Origin of the sequence: Patulibacter defluvii, from assembly GCF_034096925.1 — a bacterium.
GTDB lineage: Bacteria > Actinomycetota > Thermoleophilia > Solirubrobacterales > Solirubrobacteraceae > Patulibacter > Patulibacter defluvii.
This window is the reverse complement of the sequence record NZ_JAWZSQ010000006.1, coordinates 124,197-137,905: the sequence shown is the minus strand read 5'-3', so window position 1 is coordinate 137,905 and position 13,709 is coordinate 124,197. Positions and strand designations below refer to the sequence as shown.

The 13,709-nt window shown below is 75.0% G+C and carries 11 protein-coding genes; 7 read left to right on the top strand and 4 right to left on the bottom strand.

Annotation, left to right across the window (positions count from 1 at the left end; all coding sequences use genetic code 11):
• The first annotated feature begins 42 nt into the window (after positions 1-42).
• A complete protein-coding gene (locus SH587_RS08630) occupies positions 43-1,821 on the top strand; it encodes a M28 family peptidase (RefSeq protein WP_320670184.1) in 1,779 nt (592 codons plus the stop codon).
• Positions 1,818-2,606: a class E sortase gene (locus SH587_RS08625; RefSeq protein ID WP_320670183.1), complete on the top strand. Its 789-nt coding sequence runs from the start codon at positions 1,818-1,820 to the stop codon at positions 2,604-2,606. Before SH587_RS08630 ends, SH587_RS08625 begins: the two co-directional genes overlap by 4 nt.
• A gap of 20 nt (positions 2,607-2,626) precedes the next feature.
• Here SH587_RS08625 and thiL read toward each other — a convergent pair whose 3' ends face one another.
• From thiL to SH587_RS08605, 4 genes are all read right to left on the bottom strand, one after another.
• The gene (thiL, locus tag SH587_RS08620) at positions 2,627-3,610 is read right to left on the bottom strand and encodes a thiamine-phosphate kinase (RefSeq protein WP_320670182.1); all 984 of its coding nucleotides are present in this window, start codon (positions 3,608-3,610) and stop codon (positions 2,627-2,629) included.
• 394 nt (positions 3,611-4,004) lie between these two features.
• Complete coding sequence (gene infA / locus SH587_RS08615) at positions 4,005-4,223, bottom strand: translation initiation factor IF-1 (RefSeq protein ID WP_007577037.1); 219 nt, start codon at positions 4,221-4,223, stop codon at positions 4,005-4,007.
• Between the two features lie 105 nt (positions 4,224-4,328).
• Positions 4,329-6,524 (bottom strand): transglycosylase domain-containing protein, encoded by a 2,196-nt coding sequence (locus tag SH587_RS08610; protein ID WP_320670181.1) that lies wholly within the window; start codon positions 6,522-6,524, stop codon positions 4,329-4,331.
• A 147-nt stretch (positions 6,525-6,671) separates the two neighbouring features.
• Complete coding sequence (locus tag SH587_RS08605; protein ID WP_320670180.1) at positions 6,672-8,633, bottom strand: transglycosylase domain-containing protein; 1,962 nt, start codon at positions 8,631-8,633, stop codon at positions 6,672-6,674.
• A 259-nt stretch (positions 8,634-8,892) separates the two neighbouring features.
• Between SH587_RS08605 and SH587_RS08600 the strand changes: the two genes are divergently transcribed.
• From SH587_RS08600 to SH587_RS08580, 5 genes are all read left to right on the top strand, one after another.
• The gene (locus SH587_RS08600; RefSeq protein WP_320670179.1) at positions 8,893-10,215 is read left to right on the top strand and encodes a mannosyltransferase family protein; all 1,323 of its coding nucleotides are present in this window, start codon (positions 8,893-8,895) and stop codon (positions 10,213-10,215) included.
• A 102-nt stretch (positions 10,216-10,317) separates the two neighbouring features.
• On the top strand, positions 10,318-11,121 hold the full coding sequence (locus SH587_RS08595) for a CPBP family intramembrane glutamic endopeptidase (RefSeq protein WP_320670178.1): 804 nt from the start codon (positions 10,318-10,320) through the stop codon (positions 11,119-11,121).
• Positions 11,122-11,232: 111 nt separating this feature from the next.
• Positions 11,233-12,303 carry a L,D-transpeptidase family protein gene (locus SH587_RS08590; RefSeq protein WP_320670177.1) on the top strand — a complete coding sequence of 357 codons (1,071 nt, stop codon included), beginning with the start codon at positions 11,233-11,235 and terminating at the stop codon, positions 12,301-12,303.
• Between the two features lie 10 nt (positions 12,304-12,313).
• Entirely contained in the window at positions 12,314-12,865 is a 552-nt protein-coding gene (gene pyrE, locus SH587_RS08585) for an orotate phosphoribosyltransferase (protein WP_320670176.1), read from the top strand.
• A gap of 159 nt (positions 12,866-13,024) precedes the next feature.
• On the top strand, positions 13,025-13,705 hold the full coding sequence (locus SH587_RS08580; RefSeq protein ID WP_320670175.1) for a helix-turn-helix transcriptional regulator: 681 nt from the start codon (positions 13,025-13,027) through the stop codon (positions 13,703-13,705).
• Positions 13,706-13,709 lie beyond the last annotated feature (4 nt).

The following is a 13,709-nucleotide window of genomic DNA, read 5'->3' as shown; positions in this document are numbered from 1 at the left end:
GGCGTCCGCCCGCCCGTCGTGCCGCCGGTACGCTGCGAGACCGTGCCTCTCCGGGTCGGCATCGGCGCCGTGCTGCTGGCGGTCCTGATCGCGGCGTTCTCGCTGCAGCAGCTGCCCGACCCGCTGCGCGCCGACCTCACGGCGGACGCCTTCGACGGCCCCGCCGCCGTCCGGACGCTCGACGAGCTGGCCACCCGCTACCCCGACCGCCGGGCCGGTTCGCCGGGCGACCAGGCGCTGACCGCGCGGGTCCGGGAGGAGCTGCGGCGGGCGCTGCCGGCGGCCTCGATGGCGGCGGACCGCTTCCGCGCCGACACGCCCGACGGCGAGCGGGAGCTGGAGAACGTCTCCGCCACGCTGCCCGGCCAGCCGGGTCCCGAGATCGTCGTCGTCGCCCACCGCGACGCGCTCGAGCGGGGCGCGAAGGCCGAGCTGTCCGGGACCGCCGGCCTGATCGGGCTGGCGCGGGCCGCGGGCAACGGGCGCTTCCGCCACACCGTCCGCTTCGTCTCGACCTCGGGCGCGTCGGGCGGCGGGCTCGCCGGGGCCACCCAGCTGGCCCGCACGCTCGGCGGCCGGACCGCGGCGGTGCTGGTGCTCGGCGACCTGGCCGGGCGGCCGGACCAGGCACCCTCGGTGGTGCCGTGGTCGAACGGCGGCCCGGCGGCCCCGGTGCGGCTGGAGCGGACCGTGGTCGAGGCGCTGCGCGAGGAGGGACTGCACGCGCGGGCCGAGACCGGTCTCTGGACCCAGGTGGTCCGGCGGGGCCTGCCGGCGACGGTCGGCGAGCAGGGCGAGATCAACCAGGCCGGGGTCCCGGCGGTGCTGCTGTCGGCCGGCGGCGCGACCCCGCCACGGGCCGACGCGCAGGTCGACCAGGCGCGGCTGACCGCCTACGGCCGGGCCGCGCTGCGGACGCTCTACGCGCTCGACGACCGCGGCGGCAGCATCGGCGCGCAGCAGTCGGGGATCGTGCTGGTCGGCCAGGAGCTGCCGGTGTGGGCGCTGCGGCTGCTGCTGCTGGCGCTGCTGGCGCCGCTGCTGGTGGGGGCGGCGATCGTCGGCCTGACGCTCGGGCGCGACGGCCACCCGCTGGCGGCGGGCGCGGCGTGGACGGCGGGCTGCGCCGTCGGGCCGCTGGTGGCGGGGCTGCTGGCGATCGGGCTCGGGCGGATCGGACTGGTGTGGCCATCGGTGCCGGCTCCCTACGCGGGGGCGGCGGTGCGGACGGGGCCCGGGGCCGGGTTCGTGGTCGCGCTGCTGGCCGCGATCCTGGTGGCGACGGTCGTCGTCGCCCGGCCGACGCTGACGCGCGACGCGACCGGGCTCGGCCGGCCGACGCGGGTGACGGTCGCCGCCGGGGTCTTCGCGACCCTGATGCTGGTGGTGCTGGCGCTGGTGGTGGTCGATCCGATCGCGGCGCTGCTGGTGCTGCCGGCGCTGCTGGCCTGGCCGGCGGCGATCGCGCCGCTGCCGATCGAGCCGATCCACCGGCTGCTGCTGGTGTTCGGCGGACTGGTGCTGCCGCTGGCGGCGGGCCTGACGGTCACCGCCAGCCTCGACGTGCCGTGGACGCAGGTCCCGTGGTGGCTGGTGCTGATGATCGCCGGCGGCCAGATCACGCCGGTCGGGCTGCTGCTGATGAGCCTGCTGGTCGGGGCGCTGATCGCGACGGTCGCCACCTTCGGTCCGCGACCGCGACGCAACCGGCGGCCGGCGGACCGCGAGCGGCGTCCCCCGCCCGACCGCGGTGCGCGGCGGCGGGCGTCGCGAGAGGCCCGTGAGGACATGGCCGACGCCTACGCGGAGGGGACGACGTGAGCCGAAGCGGATGGCCGGGGCGCGGACGGCTGCGGGTCGACCGGCGGCGGCAGCGCTACCACCGGCGCGGCGACGGCCCAGCCCGACGCTCGTCCGGGGTGATCCGGGAGCTGCTGCGGGGGCTGTCGGCGGTGCTGCTGATCGCGGGCACGATCGTGCTCGCCGACGTCGGCGCGACGCTGCTGTGGCAGGAGCCGGTGACGGCGCTGATCGCCAAGCTGCGCCAGGACGACCTGGCCAACCAGCTCGATCGGGCGCCGCTGCCGACGGCGTCGCCGGTCCAGCGGCGGGCGCTGGCGGAGATCGACGGCGACCGGGCCCAGCTGGCGTTCCTGGCCCGGCGCTACAAGCGGGAGCTGCGGCGCGGCGAGGCGGCGGGGCGGATCCGGATCCGCAAGATCGGGGTCAACAAGGTGGTGGTCTTCGGGACCGACCACGACGACCTGACGAAGGGGCCGGGGTTCTATCCCTCGCAGCCGCTGCCGGGGGCGCCGGGGACGGCCGCGATCGCCGGCCACCGGACGACCTACGGGGCGCCGTTCCGCAAGATCGACCGGCTGCGGCGCGGCGATCCGATCGACGTCGAGCTGCCGTACGGGCGCTTCCGGTACCGGGTGCTGCGGCTGCGGAGCGTGACCCCGGACAGCGTCTGGGTGCTGCGGCGGCGGTCGTACGACCAGCTGATCCTGTCGGCGTGCGACCCGCCGTTCAGTGCGGCGCGGCGGCTGATCGTGTTCGCGAAGCTCGAGCGCGGCACGGTCCGGCGGGCGGGCGACACGGCCTAGGACCGGGCGCCGCTGGCCGCTCAGGCGCGGTGCTCGAAGCCGGTCCAGGCGACGGGCGCGCCGTCGCGTTCGAGGACGACGCCGGGCGAGTCGCCGGCGGCCGCCGCGGTGACCTCGCCGATCCAGGTGACGCCGGCGCGGGCGAGCGCGTCGGCGCGGGCGGGCGGGGCGGCGACCAGCAGCTCGAAGTCCTCGCCGCCGGCGGCGGCCAGCTCGGCCGGGTCGCGCTCGACGGCGGCGGCGACGGCGTCGACCCCCGGCTGGCGCGGGAGCCGGTCGACGGCGATCCGGAGCACGGCGTCGGAGGCGCGGCCGACGTGGCCGGCGTCGGTGGCGACGCCGTCGGAGAGGTCGATCGCGGCGCGGGCGCCGAGCCGCCGCAGCCGCTCGCCGAGGTCGAGCCGCGGGTGCGGGCGCAGGTAGCGGTCGAGCAGCGCGGCGCGGACGTTGGGGGCGAGGGCGGCGCGACGGGCGCGGGGGTCGGTGAGCAGGGCGAGGCCGGCGGCGCTGCCCCCGAGCGGCCCGGTGACGCCGACGCGATCGCCGGGTCGGGCGCCGGAGCGGAGCAGGAGGGCGTCCTCGTCGGCGGCCCAGCCGACCACGGTGACGGTGACGACGAGGGTCGAGCCGGCGGTGACGTCGCCGCCGGCGATCGTGGTGCCGGTGGCGGCGGCCAGGCGTTCCATGGCGCCGACGAGGCTGATGACGTGGCCGTCGTCCCAGTCGGCGGGGAGGGTGAGGGCGACGTAGGCCTCGCCGGCGGCGACGCCCATCGCGGCCAGGTCGGAGAGCGCGGTCGCCAGCGCCCGGTGGCCGACCACGTCGGGGGTGACGTGGGGATCGTCGGCGGGCAGGTGAACGCCGAGGACGGTGGTGTCGATGCTGGTGACGGCCAGCGCCCCGGCCCGGACCACGGCGGCGTCGTCCCCGGGCCCGACCACCAGCCGCTCGTCCGGCGCCCGCAGCCCGGCGAGGATCCGGGAGATCAGGTCGCGTTCCGCCACAGGCAGAGGATGGCGGGGGCGGCGGATGGGAGGTGGGGTCGGTCGGGCGGGCGGCAGGGCGCCGGTCGGCGGGCGGCGGGCGCGCGCGGCGGACGGGGCCGAACCGGTGTCAATCCGCCCCTCCCCTTCCGAACTGGCGTCAATCCGCCCCGCCTACCGGGGTGAGATGACGCCACTACGCGGGGGCAGGGGTCGTTTGACGCCAGTTCGCCGGATGCCGGACGTGGATGCCTGGTGTTCGTGGACCGAGGAGGTCGCCGCCGGGGAGCGAGAGCCGTACGCAGTACTGCCGAGCGAACCCGGTGGCGAGATCCAAAGCGTCCACGGACGCCAGGCGCCGCAGCGGGCGGATGCGAGATGCGCCGGTCGACGCGCGCCTCGCGCCGCCCGCGTCCTAGCGGTGGCGGTACACGATCCGCGCGCGGCTGAGGTCGTACGGGGAGACCTCTACGCGGACCCGGTCGCCCGGGAGGATGCGGATCCGGAAGCGGCGCATCTTGCCGGCGACGTGACCGAGGACTTCGTGACCGTTGTCGAGCTGCACCTTGAACATGGCGTTGGGCAGCGCCTCAACGACCTCGCCCTCGAACTCGACCTTGTCCTCTTTGGCCATACCCCTTGACGGTAGCACCGAACGGGGGTTCGACGTCCTGCGGGTAGGAAAGCGGATCGCCCGTCGTGACCGGGGATCGCGGCGTCCGCCCGTCACGGTGTCGACCTACCGCGGCGGAGCCTGAGGCGGCGACTCGTACAGCTCGCGCGGGTAGCGGCGGCCGTCGCGACCACCGCCTCCCCCGCCACGATCACCACCGCGCGGGGTCGTCGAGGTCCCGTCGCCGGTCCCGTTGTCACCGCTCGCCCCGCTGCCCGGATCGGCGCGGTTGCCCTCGCCGTAGTCGTACCCGTAGCCGTCGGGGTAGGTCTGGCCGTCCCCGCTGCCGCTGCCGTCGCCGTAGGGGTCCGTCCCCGCCGGGCTGCCGGAGCTGGTGCGGACGCCGCTGAAGGGCACGAGGCCCTGGAACTCGCCGCAGAACTTGCCGTGGGCGGCCGCCATGTAGTCGTGCCAGATCGGCCCCGGGACGGTGGCGCCTTGGATGTTGCCGCCGGCGCTGGAGGTGGAGTAGATCGTCTTGCGGCTGGCGGGGTAGCCGACCCAGACCGCGGTCGACATCCGCGGGGTGTAGCCCACCAGCCAGACGTCGGAGGGCCCGTCGGTGGTCCCCGTCTTCGCCGCCGCCGGGCAGCCGAAGTTGGCGCTCGAGGCGGTGCCGCTCTGGATGTCCTTCTGGAGGATCCGGGTGACCTCGCTGGCCACCGGCTTGCTGACGGTGCGCACCAGCTTGACCGGCTGTGGATGGTCGACCTTGCCGCCCGGCCGCACGACCTTCGTGATCGCCCGCGGGTTCACGCGCCGGCCGCCGTTGGCGAAGGTCGCGTAGGCCCGCGCCATCTCCAGCGGGCTGACGCTGGCCGCGCCCAGCGCCTCCGACGGCACGCTGATCAGCTTCGACGTGATCCCGACCTTGCGGGCCATCTTCGTCACGTTCTTCGGCCCGACGTCGAGGTCGAGCTGGAAGAAGACGGTGTTGACCGACTTCAGCGTCGCGGTGACGAGGTCCATGTTGCCGCCGCCGCTCTCGCCGGCGAAGTTCCGCACCACGCCCGTCCCCCACTGCGGCGGGATCGGGAAGGTCGCCGGGGCGCTGTAGGTGGTGCTGGGGCTGAAGCCCTGGTTGAGCGCCTCGGCAAGCACGATCGTCTTGAAGGTCGAGCCCGGCTGCCGGCGGCCCTGGGTGGCCAGGTCATACTGGTTCTGGCCGAAGACGGCCGACGAGGCCGCGGCCTGGATGTCGCCGGTCCGCGGGTCGATCGTCACCACCGCCGACGACGGGTCGCCCGCCGCGGGGTTCAGGTGGGCGGCGATCGCCTTGCGGGCCAGGGCCTGCTTCTTGAGGTCGATCGTCGTGTAGACCTTCAGCCCGCCCTCGGCGACCGTCTTCTCGCCGTAGAACTTGATCAGCTTCGCGCGGACGTAGTTGAGGAAGAACTGCTCGCGGCGCTTGGCGTAGTAGCCGCCCTTGGTGATCCCCAGGTCCTCGCCCTGGGCCTCGGCCGCCTCGGCGTCGGTGATGTAGCCCTGGTCGGCCATCCGCCGCAGCACGTCGTTGCGCCGGTCGAGCGCGGCCTGCGGGGCCCGGTACGGGTTGTAGGCAGACGGCGCCTGCGGCAGGCCGGCGATCATCGCGGCCTGGGCCAGGGTCAGCCGCTTGGCGGTGGTGTTGAAGTAGACCCGGGCGGCGGCCTGGACGCCGTTGATGTTCTGGCCGTTGGGCGCGTTGCCGTAGGGGGCGGTGTTGAGGTAGGTGGTCAGCACCCACTCCTTGCCCGAGCGGCCGGGGTGGCGCTTCTCCAGCTGGTCGGCCAGCTTCGCCTCGCGGATCTTGCGCTTGTAGCTGTCGTCGCGGTCGCCGGTGTAGAGGTTGCGGATCAGCTGCATCTCGAGGGTCGACGCGCCCTCCTTCGTCTCCCGCTCGGCGAAGTTCCGCAGCGCGGCCCGGAAGACGCCCTCGACGTCGACGCCACCGTGCTCGAAGAAGCGACGATCCTCGACGGCGACGGTCGCCTCGCGGACGTTGTCGGCGATGTCGCGCTGGCGGACCGGCGTCCGCAGCGTCGGTCCCGAGATGAAGCCGAGCCGCTGGCCGTCGGCCGCGTAGACGACCGACGTCGCGCCCGGGTTCTTCGGCCGCAGCTCGTCGAGGTCGACCCCGTTGGCGACGCTGGCGACGTAGGCGACGGCGCCCGCGCCGGCGACCGCCATCCCGACCACGAACGTCGCGATCACGATCAGGAGGACGCGGGCGGCGCCTCCCCTCGCGCGACGCTGACGGCGCTTGCGGGCTGCGTGGGACATCGGGAGTTGGGCGCAGGACACCCCCGTCGACGATCGACGGACGGGTCGAGGCGCTCATGAACAGTACCGTGGCCCAGGATCCGGTCCTGCTGGGCGGCGCCGTTCCTGGCGCCGTGCCGTTCGCGCCGCGGCGCGTGGCGCGACCGCTCAGCGACCCGGCGTGGCCGGGTCGACCGCGGTTCCGCCACCGTCCGGCGTCGCCGCGCCGTCGGCCCCGGTCGCGCCGTCGAGCGGCTGGCCGTCGGGGCCGGTCTTCTCGTCGCCGCGGCTGCCGGCGTGGGCGCCGGTGCCGCGGGTGCCGGAGAACGGCGCCTTGCGGAACGGGCCGCAGCTGCTGCCCTTGGCGGCGATCATGAAGTCGTGCCAGGTGCGCGCGGGGCGTCCGCCGCCCTGCTCGCCGGTCGGGTTGCGCGAGAGCGGGTAGCCGACCCAGGCGACGGTGGTCATGTCGCGGGTGAAGCCGGCGAACCAGGCGTCGGCCTCGTTGTCGGTGGTGCCGGTCTTGCCGGCCACCGGGCAGTTCGGCAGCGCGGCGCTCTTGCCGGTGCCGCCCTGGACGTTCTTCTCCAGGATCTCGTTCGCCTTGCTGGCGACGCCGGCGGAGAAGGTCCGCACGGCCTTGACCTTCTGCGGCCGGCGGACGGTGCCGTCCTGGAGCACGACCTTGGTGACGATCCGCGGCACGATCCGCTTGCCGCCGTTGGCGATCGTCGAGTAGGCGCGGGCGACCTCGAGCGGGCTGACGCCGTCGGTCAGGCCGCCGAGGCCCTCGGCCGGGGCGCTGATCAGCTTCGAGGTGATCCCCATCAGCCGCGCCGCCTTGGTGACGTTCTCCGGGCCAACGTCGAGGTCGAGCTGGGCGTAGACCGAGTTGTCCGAGGCCAGCGTCGCCTTCGTGATGCTCATCGAGCCGCCGCTCTTGCCGCTGTAGGTCTTCGGCGACCAGCCGGGCAGCAGCTCCTCGCCGCTGCGCGAGGTGTAGACGGTCGAGTCGGGGTCGATCCCAGCCCGCAGCGCGGCCATCAGGACCATCGTCTTGAAGGTCGAGCCGGGCTGGCGCTTGCCCTGGGTGACGAGGTTGTACTTCGTGTCCGAGTACTGGGCCGTCGAGGCCATCGTCGTCACGTCGCCGCTCTCGGGTCGGATCGAGACGATCGCGCTGGCCGGGCCGCCGGGGATGAAGTTCTTCTGCAGCGCGGCGCGGGCCTGCTGCTGCTTCTTCAGGTCGATCGTGGTGTAGATCTTCAGGCCGCCCTCGCGGACCCGCTTGCGACCGTACTTCTCGATCAGCTCCTGCCGGACGTAGTCCATGACGAACTGCTCGCGGCGACGGGTGTAGAAGTCGCCGTTGCGCAGCCCCAGCGGCGCGTCCTGGGCCTCGGCCGCCGTCGTCCCGGTGACGTAGCCCTGCTCCGCCATCCGCCGCAGCACGTCGTTGCGGCGGACCAGCGCCGCCTTCGGGTTGCGGAAGGGGTTGTACTGCGACGGCGCCTGCGGCAGGCCGGCGATCAGCGCGGCCTGGGCGAGCGTCAGGTCCTTGGCCGACTTGTTGAAGTAGACGCGGGCCGCGGCCTGGACGCCGATGATGTTCTGGCCGTTCGGCGCGTTGCCGTAGGGGACGCTGTTGAGGTAAGTCGTGAGGACCCACTCCTTGCCCTCGCGGCCCGGGTGGCGCTTCTCCAGCTGGTCGGCCAGCTTCGCCTCGCGGATCTTGCGCTTGTAGCTGTCGTCCTTGTCGCCCGTGTAGAGGTTCCGGATCAGCTGCATCTCGAGGGTCGACGCGCCCTCCTTCGTCTCCCGCTCGGTGAAGTTGCGGAGCGCGGCGCGGAAGATGCCCTCGACGTCGACGCCACCGTGCTGGTAGAAGCGCCGATCCTCGACGGCGACGGTCGCCTGGCGGACCAGCGGCGACATGTCGCGCGAGCGGACCGGCGTCCGCAGCACCGGACCGTCGATGTAGCCGAGCTTCGTCCCGTCGGCCGCGAAGACCACCGAGTTGCCGCCCGGGTTGGCCGGGCGCAGGCGGTCGAGGTCGACGTCGTCGGCGATGCTGGCGACGTAGCCGACCGCGCCGGCACCGCCGATCACGACGCCGACGGCGATCGTCACGAGGAGGACGAGGAGGACGCGCGTGGCGCCTCCCTTGGCACGGCGCTGACGGCGCTTGCGGGCTGCGTGGGACATCGGCGGGGGAGGAACGGTCCGCTCCCGGCCGACCCGATCTGGACGACCCCGCGGCGAACGCGTTGCGCCACAGGGTACCGGGCCGCGGACGCCGTTCCTTCCCGCTGCACGGCGGCGTGCGCGGCCCGGCGACCGGCGGAGGACCGGTCGCACGGAGCGCGCGAGTCCGCCACCATGGAGCCGGATGGCCGCTCGCGACCAGTCGCTCGACGCCCCGGCCAGGCTCCGTCCGCCGCGGGTCCGGACGGCCGCCGCGACCGCCGACGCGACCTGGGCCCGGACGGCGCTGGCGGTGCTGCCCGCGTACCTCGTCAGCCGCCTGATCGTGCTGCTCTCCGGGGCCGGCGCGGTCTCGCTCTGGGGGACGACCAGCCGCGACGGGGTGGCCACCGCGACGACCTTCGACCCGCTCGGCCGGACCGCCGAGCTGGGCCACGACCTGAGCGTGCTGATCGCGCCGCTGGCCCGCTGGGACAGCGTCTGGCTGCTGGACGTGGCCGACGTCGGCTACCCGACCGACTACGCGCCGCGGACCGCGTTCTTCCCGCTCTACCCGCTGCTGGTGCGGCTGGTCGGGACGGTCCTCGGCTCGCCGCTGCTGGCCGGGCTGCTTGTCTCCGGCGCCTGTGCGTTCGGCGGCGCGATGCTCGTCCACCGCCTGACCGCCCGCGAGCTGGGCGCGCCGGCGGCCGGCGCGGCGGTCTGGGCGCTGCTGCTCTTCCCCGGGTCGCTGTGGCTGAGCGCGGTCTACAGCGAGGGGCTGTTCCTGCTGCTGTCGGCCGCCTGCGTGCTGGCCGCGCGCCAGGACCGCTGGGCGCTGGCCGGGGTCCTCGGGCTGCTGGCGGCGCTGACCCGCAGCGCCGGCGTGGTGCTGGTGGTGGCGCTGCTGGCGACCGCGGGCGAGCGCTGGTGGCGGGCGCGACGGGCCGCCGCCGACGGCGACCGCGGCGGCTGGTCGCCGCGACCGGCGCTGCTGGCCGCGGCCGCGGTCCCGCTCGGCACGGTCGCCTTCCTGGTCGGGCTGGCGCTCGGCGGGCACCCCTGGGACCAGCCGTTCGCGGTCCAGGGCGAGTGGGGCCGGGAGAGCGCCGGGCCGCTGGTCGGCGTTGCCGAGGGGGTCCGCGCCGGCGCCGACGGGGTCGCGCAGCTGCTCGGCTGGGTGGCGGCCCAGGGACCGACCTCGACCGCCTGGATGAACGTCGGCCTGCTGGCGACGCTGGCGGTGGCGGTGGCGGCGCTGATCGGGGCGGCCCGACGACTGCCGCCGGCCTACGCGGCCTACGCCGGCTGCGCGCTGCTGCTGCCGCTGAGCACGCCGGCGCTGGGCGAGAGCCAGCCGCTGATGTCGCTGCCGCGGTTCGTCGGGGTGCTGTTCCCGCTGGCGATGTGGGCCGGCTGGTGGCTGGCGCGCGGCCCCCGCTGGCGGCGCTGGGGGCTGGCCCTGCTCGGCGCGGCGCTGCTGGCCGGGACCGCGGCCCTGACCGCGCGGTGGACGTTCGTCGCCTAGCCACGGGGACGCAGAACCCCCTCCGCCAGTACCGTTGCGCCGACGATGAACGCGTCCGCGAACCGGTCCAGCGCTCCGCCGCGGCGCAGCTCCTGGGGGCTGATGGAGGGATTCCTCGCGCTGGTCGTCACCCTCGGCGTGACGCTCTTCGCCAGCGTTCCGGCGGCCGCGATCGGCGACGGCTCGGACACCGCCGAGGTCGCCGGCAAGGTCCTCTCGCTGGTGATCCAGAACGTGATCTTCGTCGGCGCGCCGGTGGCCTTCCTGACGATCGTCGGCGTGCGGGTGCGGCGCAGCAGCCTCGGCCTGCGGGTGCCGGCGCGGATCTGGACGGCGCTGGCGATCGTGGTCGCGGCGTTCGTCGTCTACCTGCTGCTCTCGAACGGCCTGGCCGAGCTGCTCGGCGTCGGCGACAAGCAGGACGACCTGCCGAAGGACCTGGGCGTCGACATCAGCCCGCTGGCCGCGATCCTGATCGGGCTCTGCACCACGGTCCTCGCCCCGATCGGCGAGGAGGTGCTGATGCGCGGCGTGGTCTTCCCCGGCCTTCGCGACGGGCTGGCGCGGTGGATGCCGATGGGCGTGGCGATCGGGACCGCGGCGCTGATCGACGGGATCCTCTTCGGCGGGCTCCACGCCGGCGGCACCGACGCCGGGTTCCTGCCGATCCTGGCCGCGTTCGGCGCCGTCCTCTGCCTGCTCTACCAGGCGACCGGCTCGCTCTACGCCCCGATCCTGCTGCACGCGACGAACAACGCGATCGCGATCTCGGCGGCGAAGGAGTGGAGCTTCGGCCAGGGCGCCGCGCTGTGGGCCGGCGCGATGGTGCTGCTGGTCGCGATCGCGCTGGCCGCACGCGCGATCGAGGGTCGGGTCGTCGGCGGCGACAGCACCGCGCCGGCCTGACGCGACTCCCCCGTCCGCGCTAGCCGGCGCCCGCTCCCCCGGCCCGCCCCGACCATTCCTGGGGTGTTCTCCCGGGTCCCCCAGGTGCCCCTCCGGGGTATCTTGTGGGCGATGACTGGCTCCCGCTGCCGCGCCCGCGGCTCCCTCGCAGCGCTCGTTCCCGTCGCGCTGCTCGTCGCCGCTCCGACCGCCGGGGCCCAGGTCGCGACGCCCTCCGCCGCGCCCGATCAGACCGTCACCGCGCCAGCCCCGGAGCCGGCCGCGACCGTCCGCCAGGAGGGCACCGAGCCGCCGACGACCCCGGTCCCGCCGCCCACGCTGAAGCTGACGCTCTCGCCGGAGAAGGCCCGCGGCGGGCTCGCGTTCAAGGGCGACCACTGGCGCGCGCTGGTGGTGACCGACAAGTACGTGCCGGGCGTGAAGGTCACGGTCAGCTTCGCGATCGACCACAAGCGGACGATCACCCGCCGGGTGCCGCTGGAGCAGGCGAAGTCGGGCGACCAGGGCGTCGCCCGCGCGGTCTTCTTCAGCCGCACCGCCAAGCGGGTCGTCGTCCACGCCCACATCGGCAAGGGCCAGCCGGCGGCGGAGACGAAGCCGAAGACGACGATCGTCAACCAGATGACGCCGTCGGTCCAGGCCGGCAACCGCGGTCCGGCCGTCCGCTGGCTGCAGGCGAAGCTGAAGGCCAAGGGCTACGTGATCGGCGAGAAGGGCCTCTACGACGCGCGCACGCAGCGGGCCGTCCTGGCCTTCCGCAAGGTCCTGCGGATGGCCCGCACGACCAGCGCCAACAGCGACGTCTTCCGGGCCCTGCAGGCCGGCCGGGGCGCGTTCAAGGTCCGCTTCCCCAGCCACGGGCGCCACGTCGAGGGCGACATCTCGCGCCAGGTGATCGCGCTGATCGGCAAGGGCGGCAAGGTCGAGCGGATCTACCACACCTCCTCCGGCGCGCCGGCGACGCCGACGATCCGCGGCAGCTTCCGGGTCTACATGAAGGACCCGGGCACGAACGCCAAGGGCATGTACAAGTCCTCCTACTTCATCCGCGGCTACGCGGTCCACGGCTACCCGTCGGTCCCGACCTACAACGCCAGCCACGGCTGCTTCCGGGTCCCGATGGCCGACGCCGCGTCGATCTTCGCCTGGATGACGATGGGGACGATCGTCGACACGTACTAGCCTCCGGCGCATGAGCGCCGCGAAGGACACGCTGATCGCCGAGCTGCGCGAGCACGCGCTGGTGCTCGGCGAGGTGACGCTGACCAGCGGCGCGACCGCCTCGTACTACGTCGACGCCAAGCGGGCGATCCTGCGCCCGGCCGGCTTCCGGGCGCTCGGCGAGCTGGTCGTCGCCGAGGCCGAGCGGCGCGGCGCGACGGCGGTCGGCGGGATGACGATGGGCGCCGACCCGGTCGCCTGCGCGGCGCTCGCCGGCGGGGCGGACGTGAAGGCGTTCTTCGTCCGCAAGGAGACCAAGGCCCACGGGCTCCAGCGGCGCGTCGAGGGGCCGTTCCTGACCGACGAGGACCGCTGCCTGGTGGTCGAGGACGTCGTCACCACCGGCGGCTCGACGGTCAAGGCGCTGGAGGCCCTGCAGGCCGAGGGCCGGACGGTCGTCGGCGTCGTCTCGGTGCTCGACCGGCTGGCCGGCGGCGGCGAGCGGATCGAGCAGGCGGCGGGCGCCCCGTACGTCGCGCTGGCGACGATCGACGACGTCTACCCCGACCGGCCCGCCAGCTGAGGGAGCGGGCCGATCGCCGCCGATCCGCCGGACTGGGGCGCCACGCGCGCCGAGGGCGGGGCGGACGGCGATGGCGCCTCGCTGCTGGTCGGCCACGGCTTCGCGCTCTACCGCGGCCCGGGCGGGACCGGTGACCGCCACGCCCACCACGCCGTCCAGGTGGCGTGCGCGTTCGACGGCCGGCCGCTCGAGCTGGAGCTGGACGACCGGCGGCTGACGGCGGCCGCGGTCGCGATCCCGAGCAACGTCCCCCACCGGCTGGGGACGCTGTCGCGGCGGGTCGCGATCCTGTTCGCGGAGCCGCTCGGGCTCGACGGGCGGCGGGTCGACGCGGTCGCGCGGGCGCGGCTGGGGCAGCCGCTGAACGGGCTGCTCGGGTCGCTGGCGTGGCCAGCGGCGGACGCGGCGGCGGCGCGAGCGTTCGTCGCCGGGGCGCTCGGCCGGCTCGGTGGCGCCCCGGCGGGCACGGCGCCGCTGTCGGAGCCGGTGGCCGCGGCGGCGGCGTACGTCGAACGGACGCTGCCCGGCCCGCCGACGCTGGTGGCGGCGGCGCAGGCGGCGCACCTGTCGCCGTCGCGGCTGACGCACCGCTTCTCGCCCGAGATCGGGCTGCCGTTCAGGCGCTACGTGCTGTGGATGCGGCTGCGGCTGGCGGTGGCGCGGCTGGCCGAGGGCGGCTCGCTGACGCGGGCGGCGGCCGACGCCGGGTTCAGCGACTCGGCCCACCTCAGCCGGAGCTTTCGGCGCGCGTTCGGCCTGCCGCCGTCGGCGCTGCTGGCGATGCGGCTGCTGGCCGACGACGACCGCTCCGTTCAAGCGGCAGCGGTGCCGCCGGCCTAGCGTC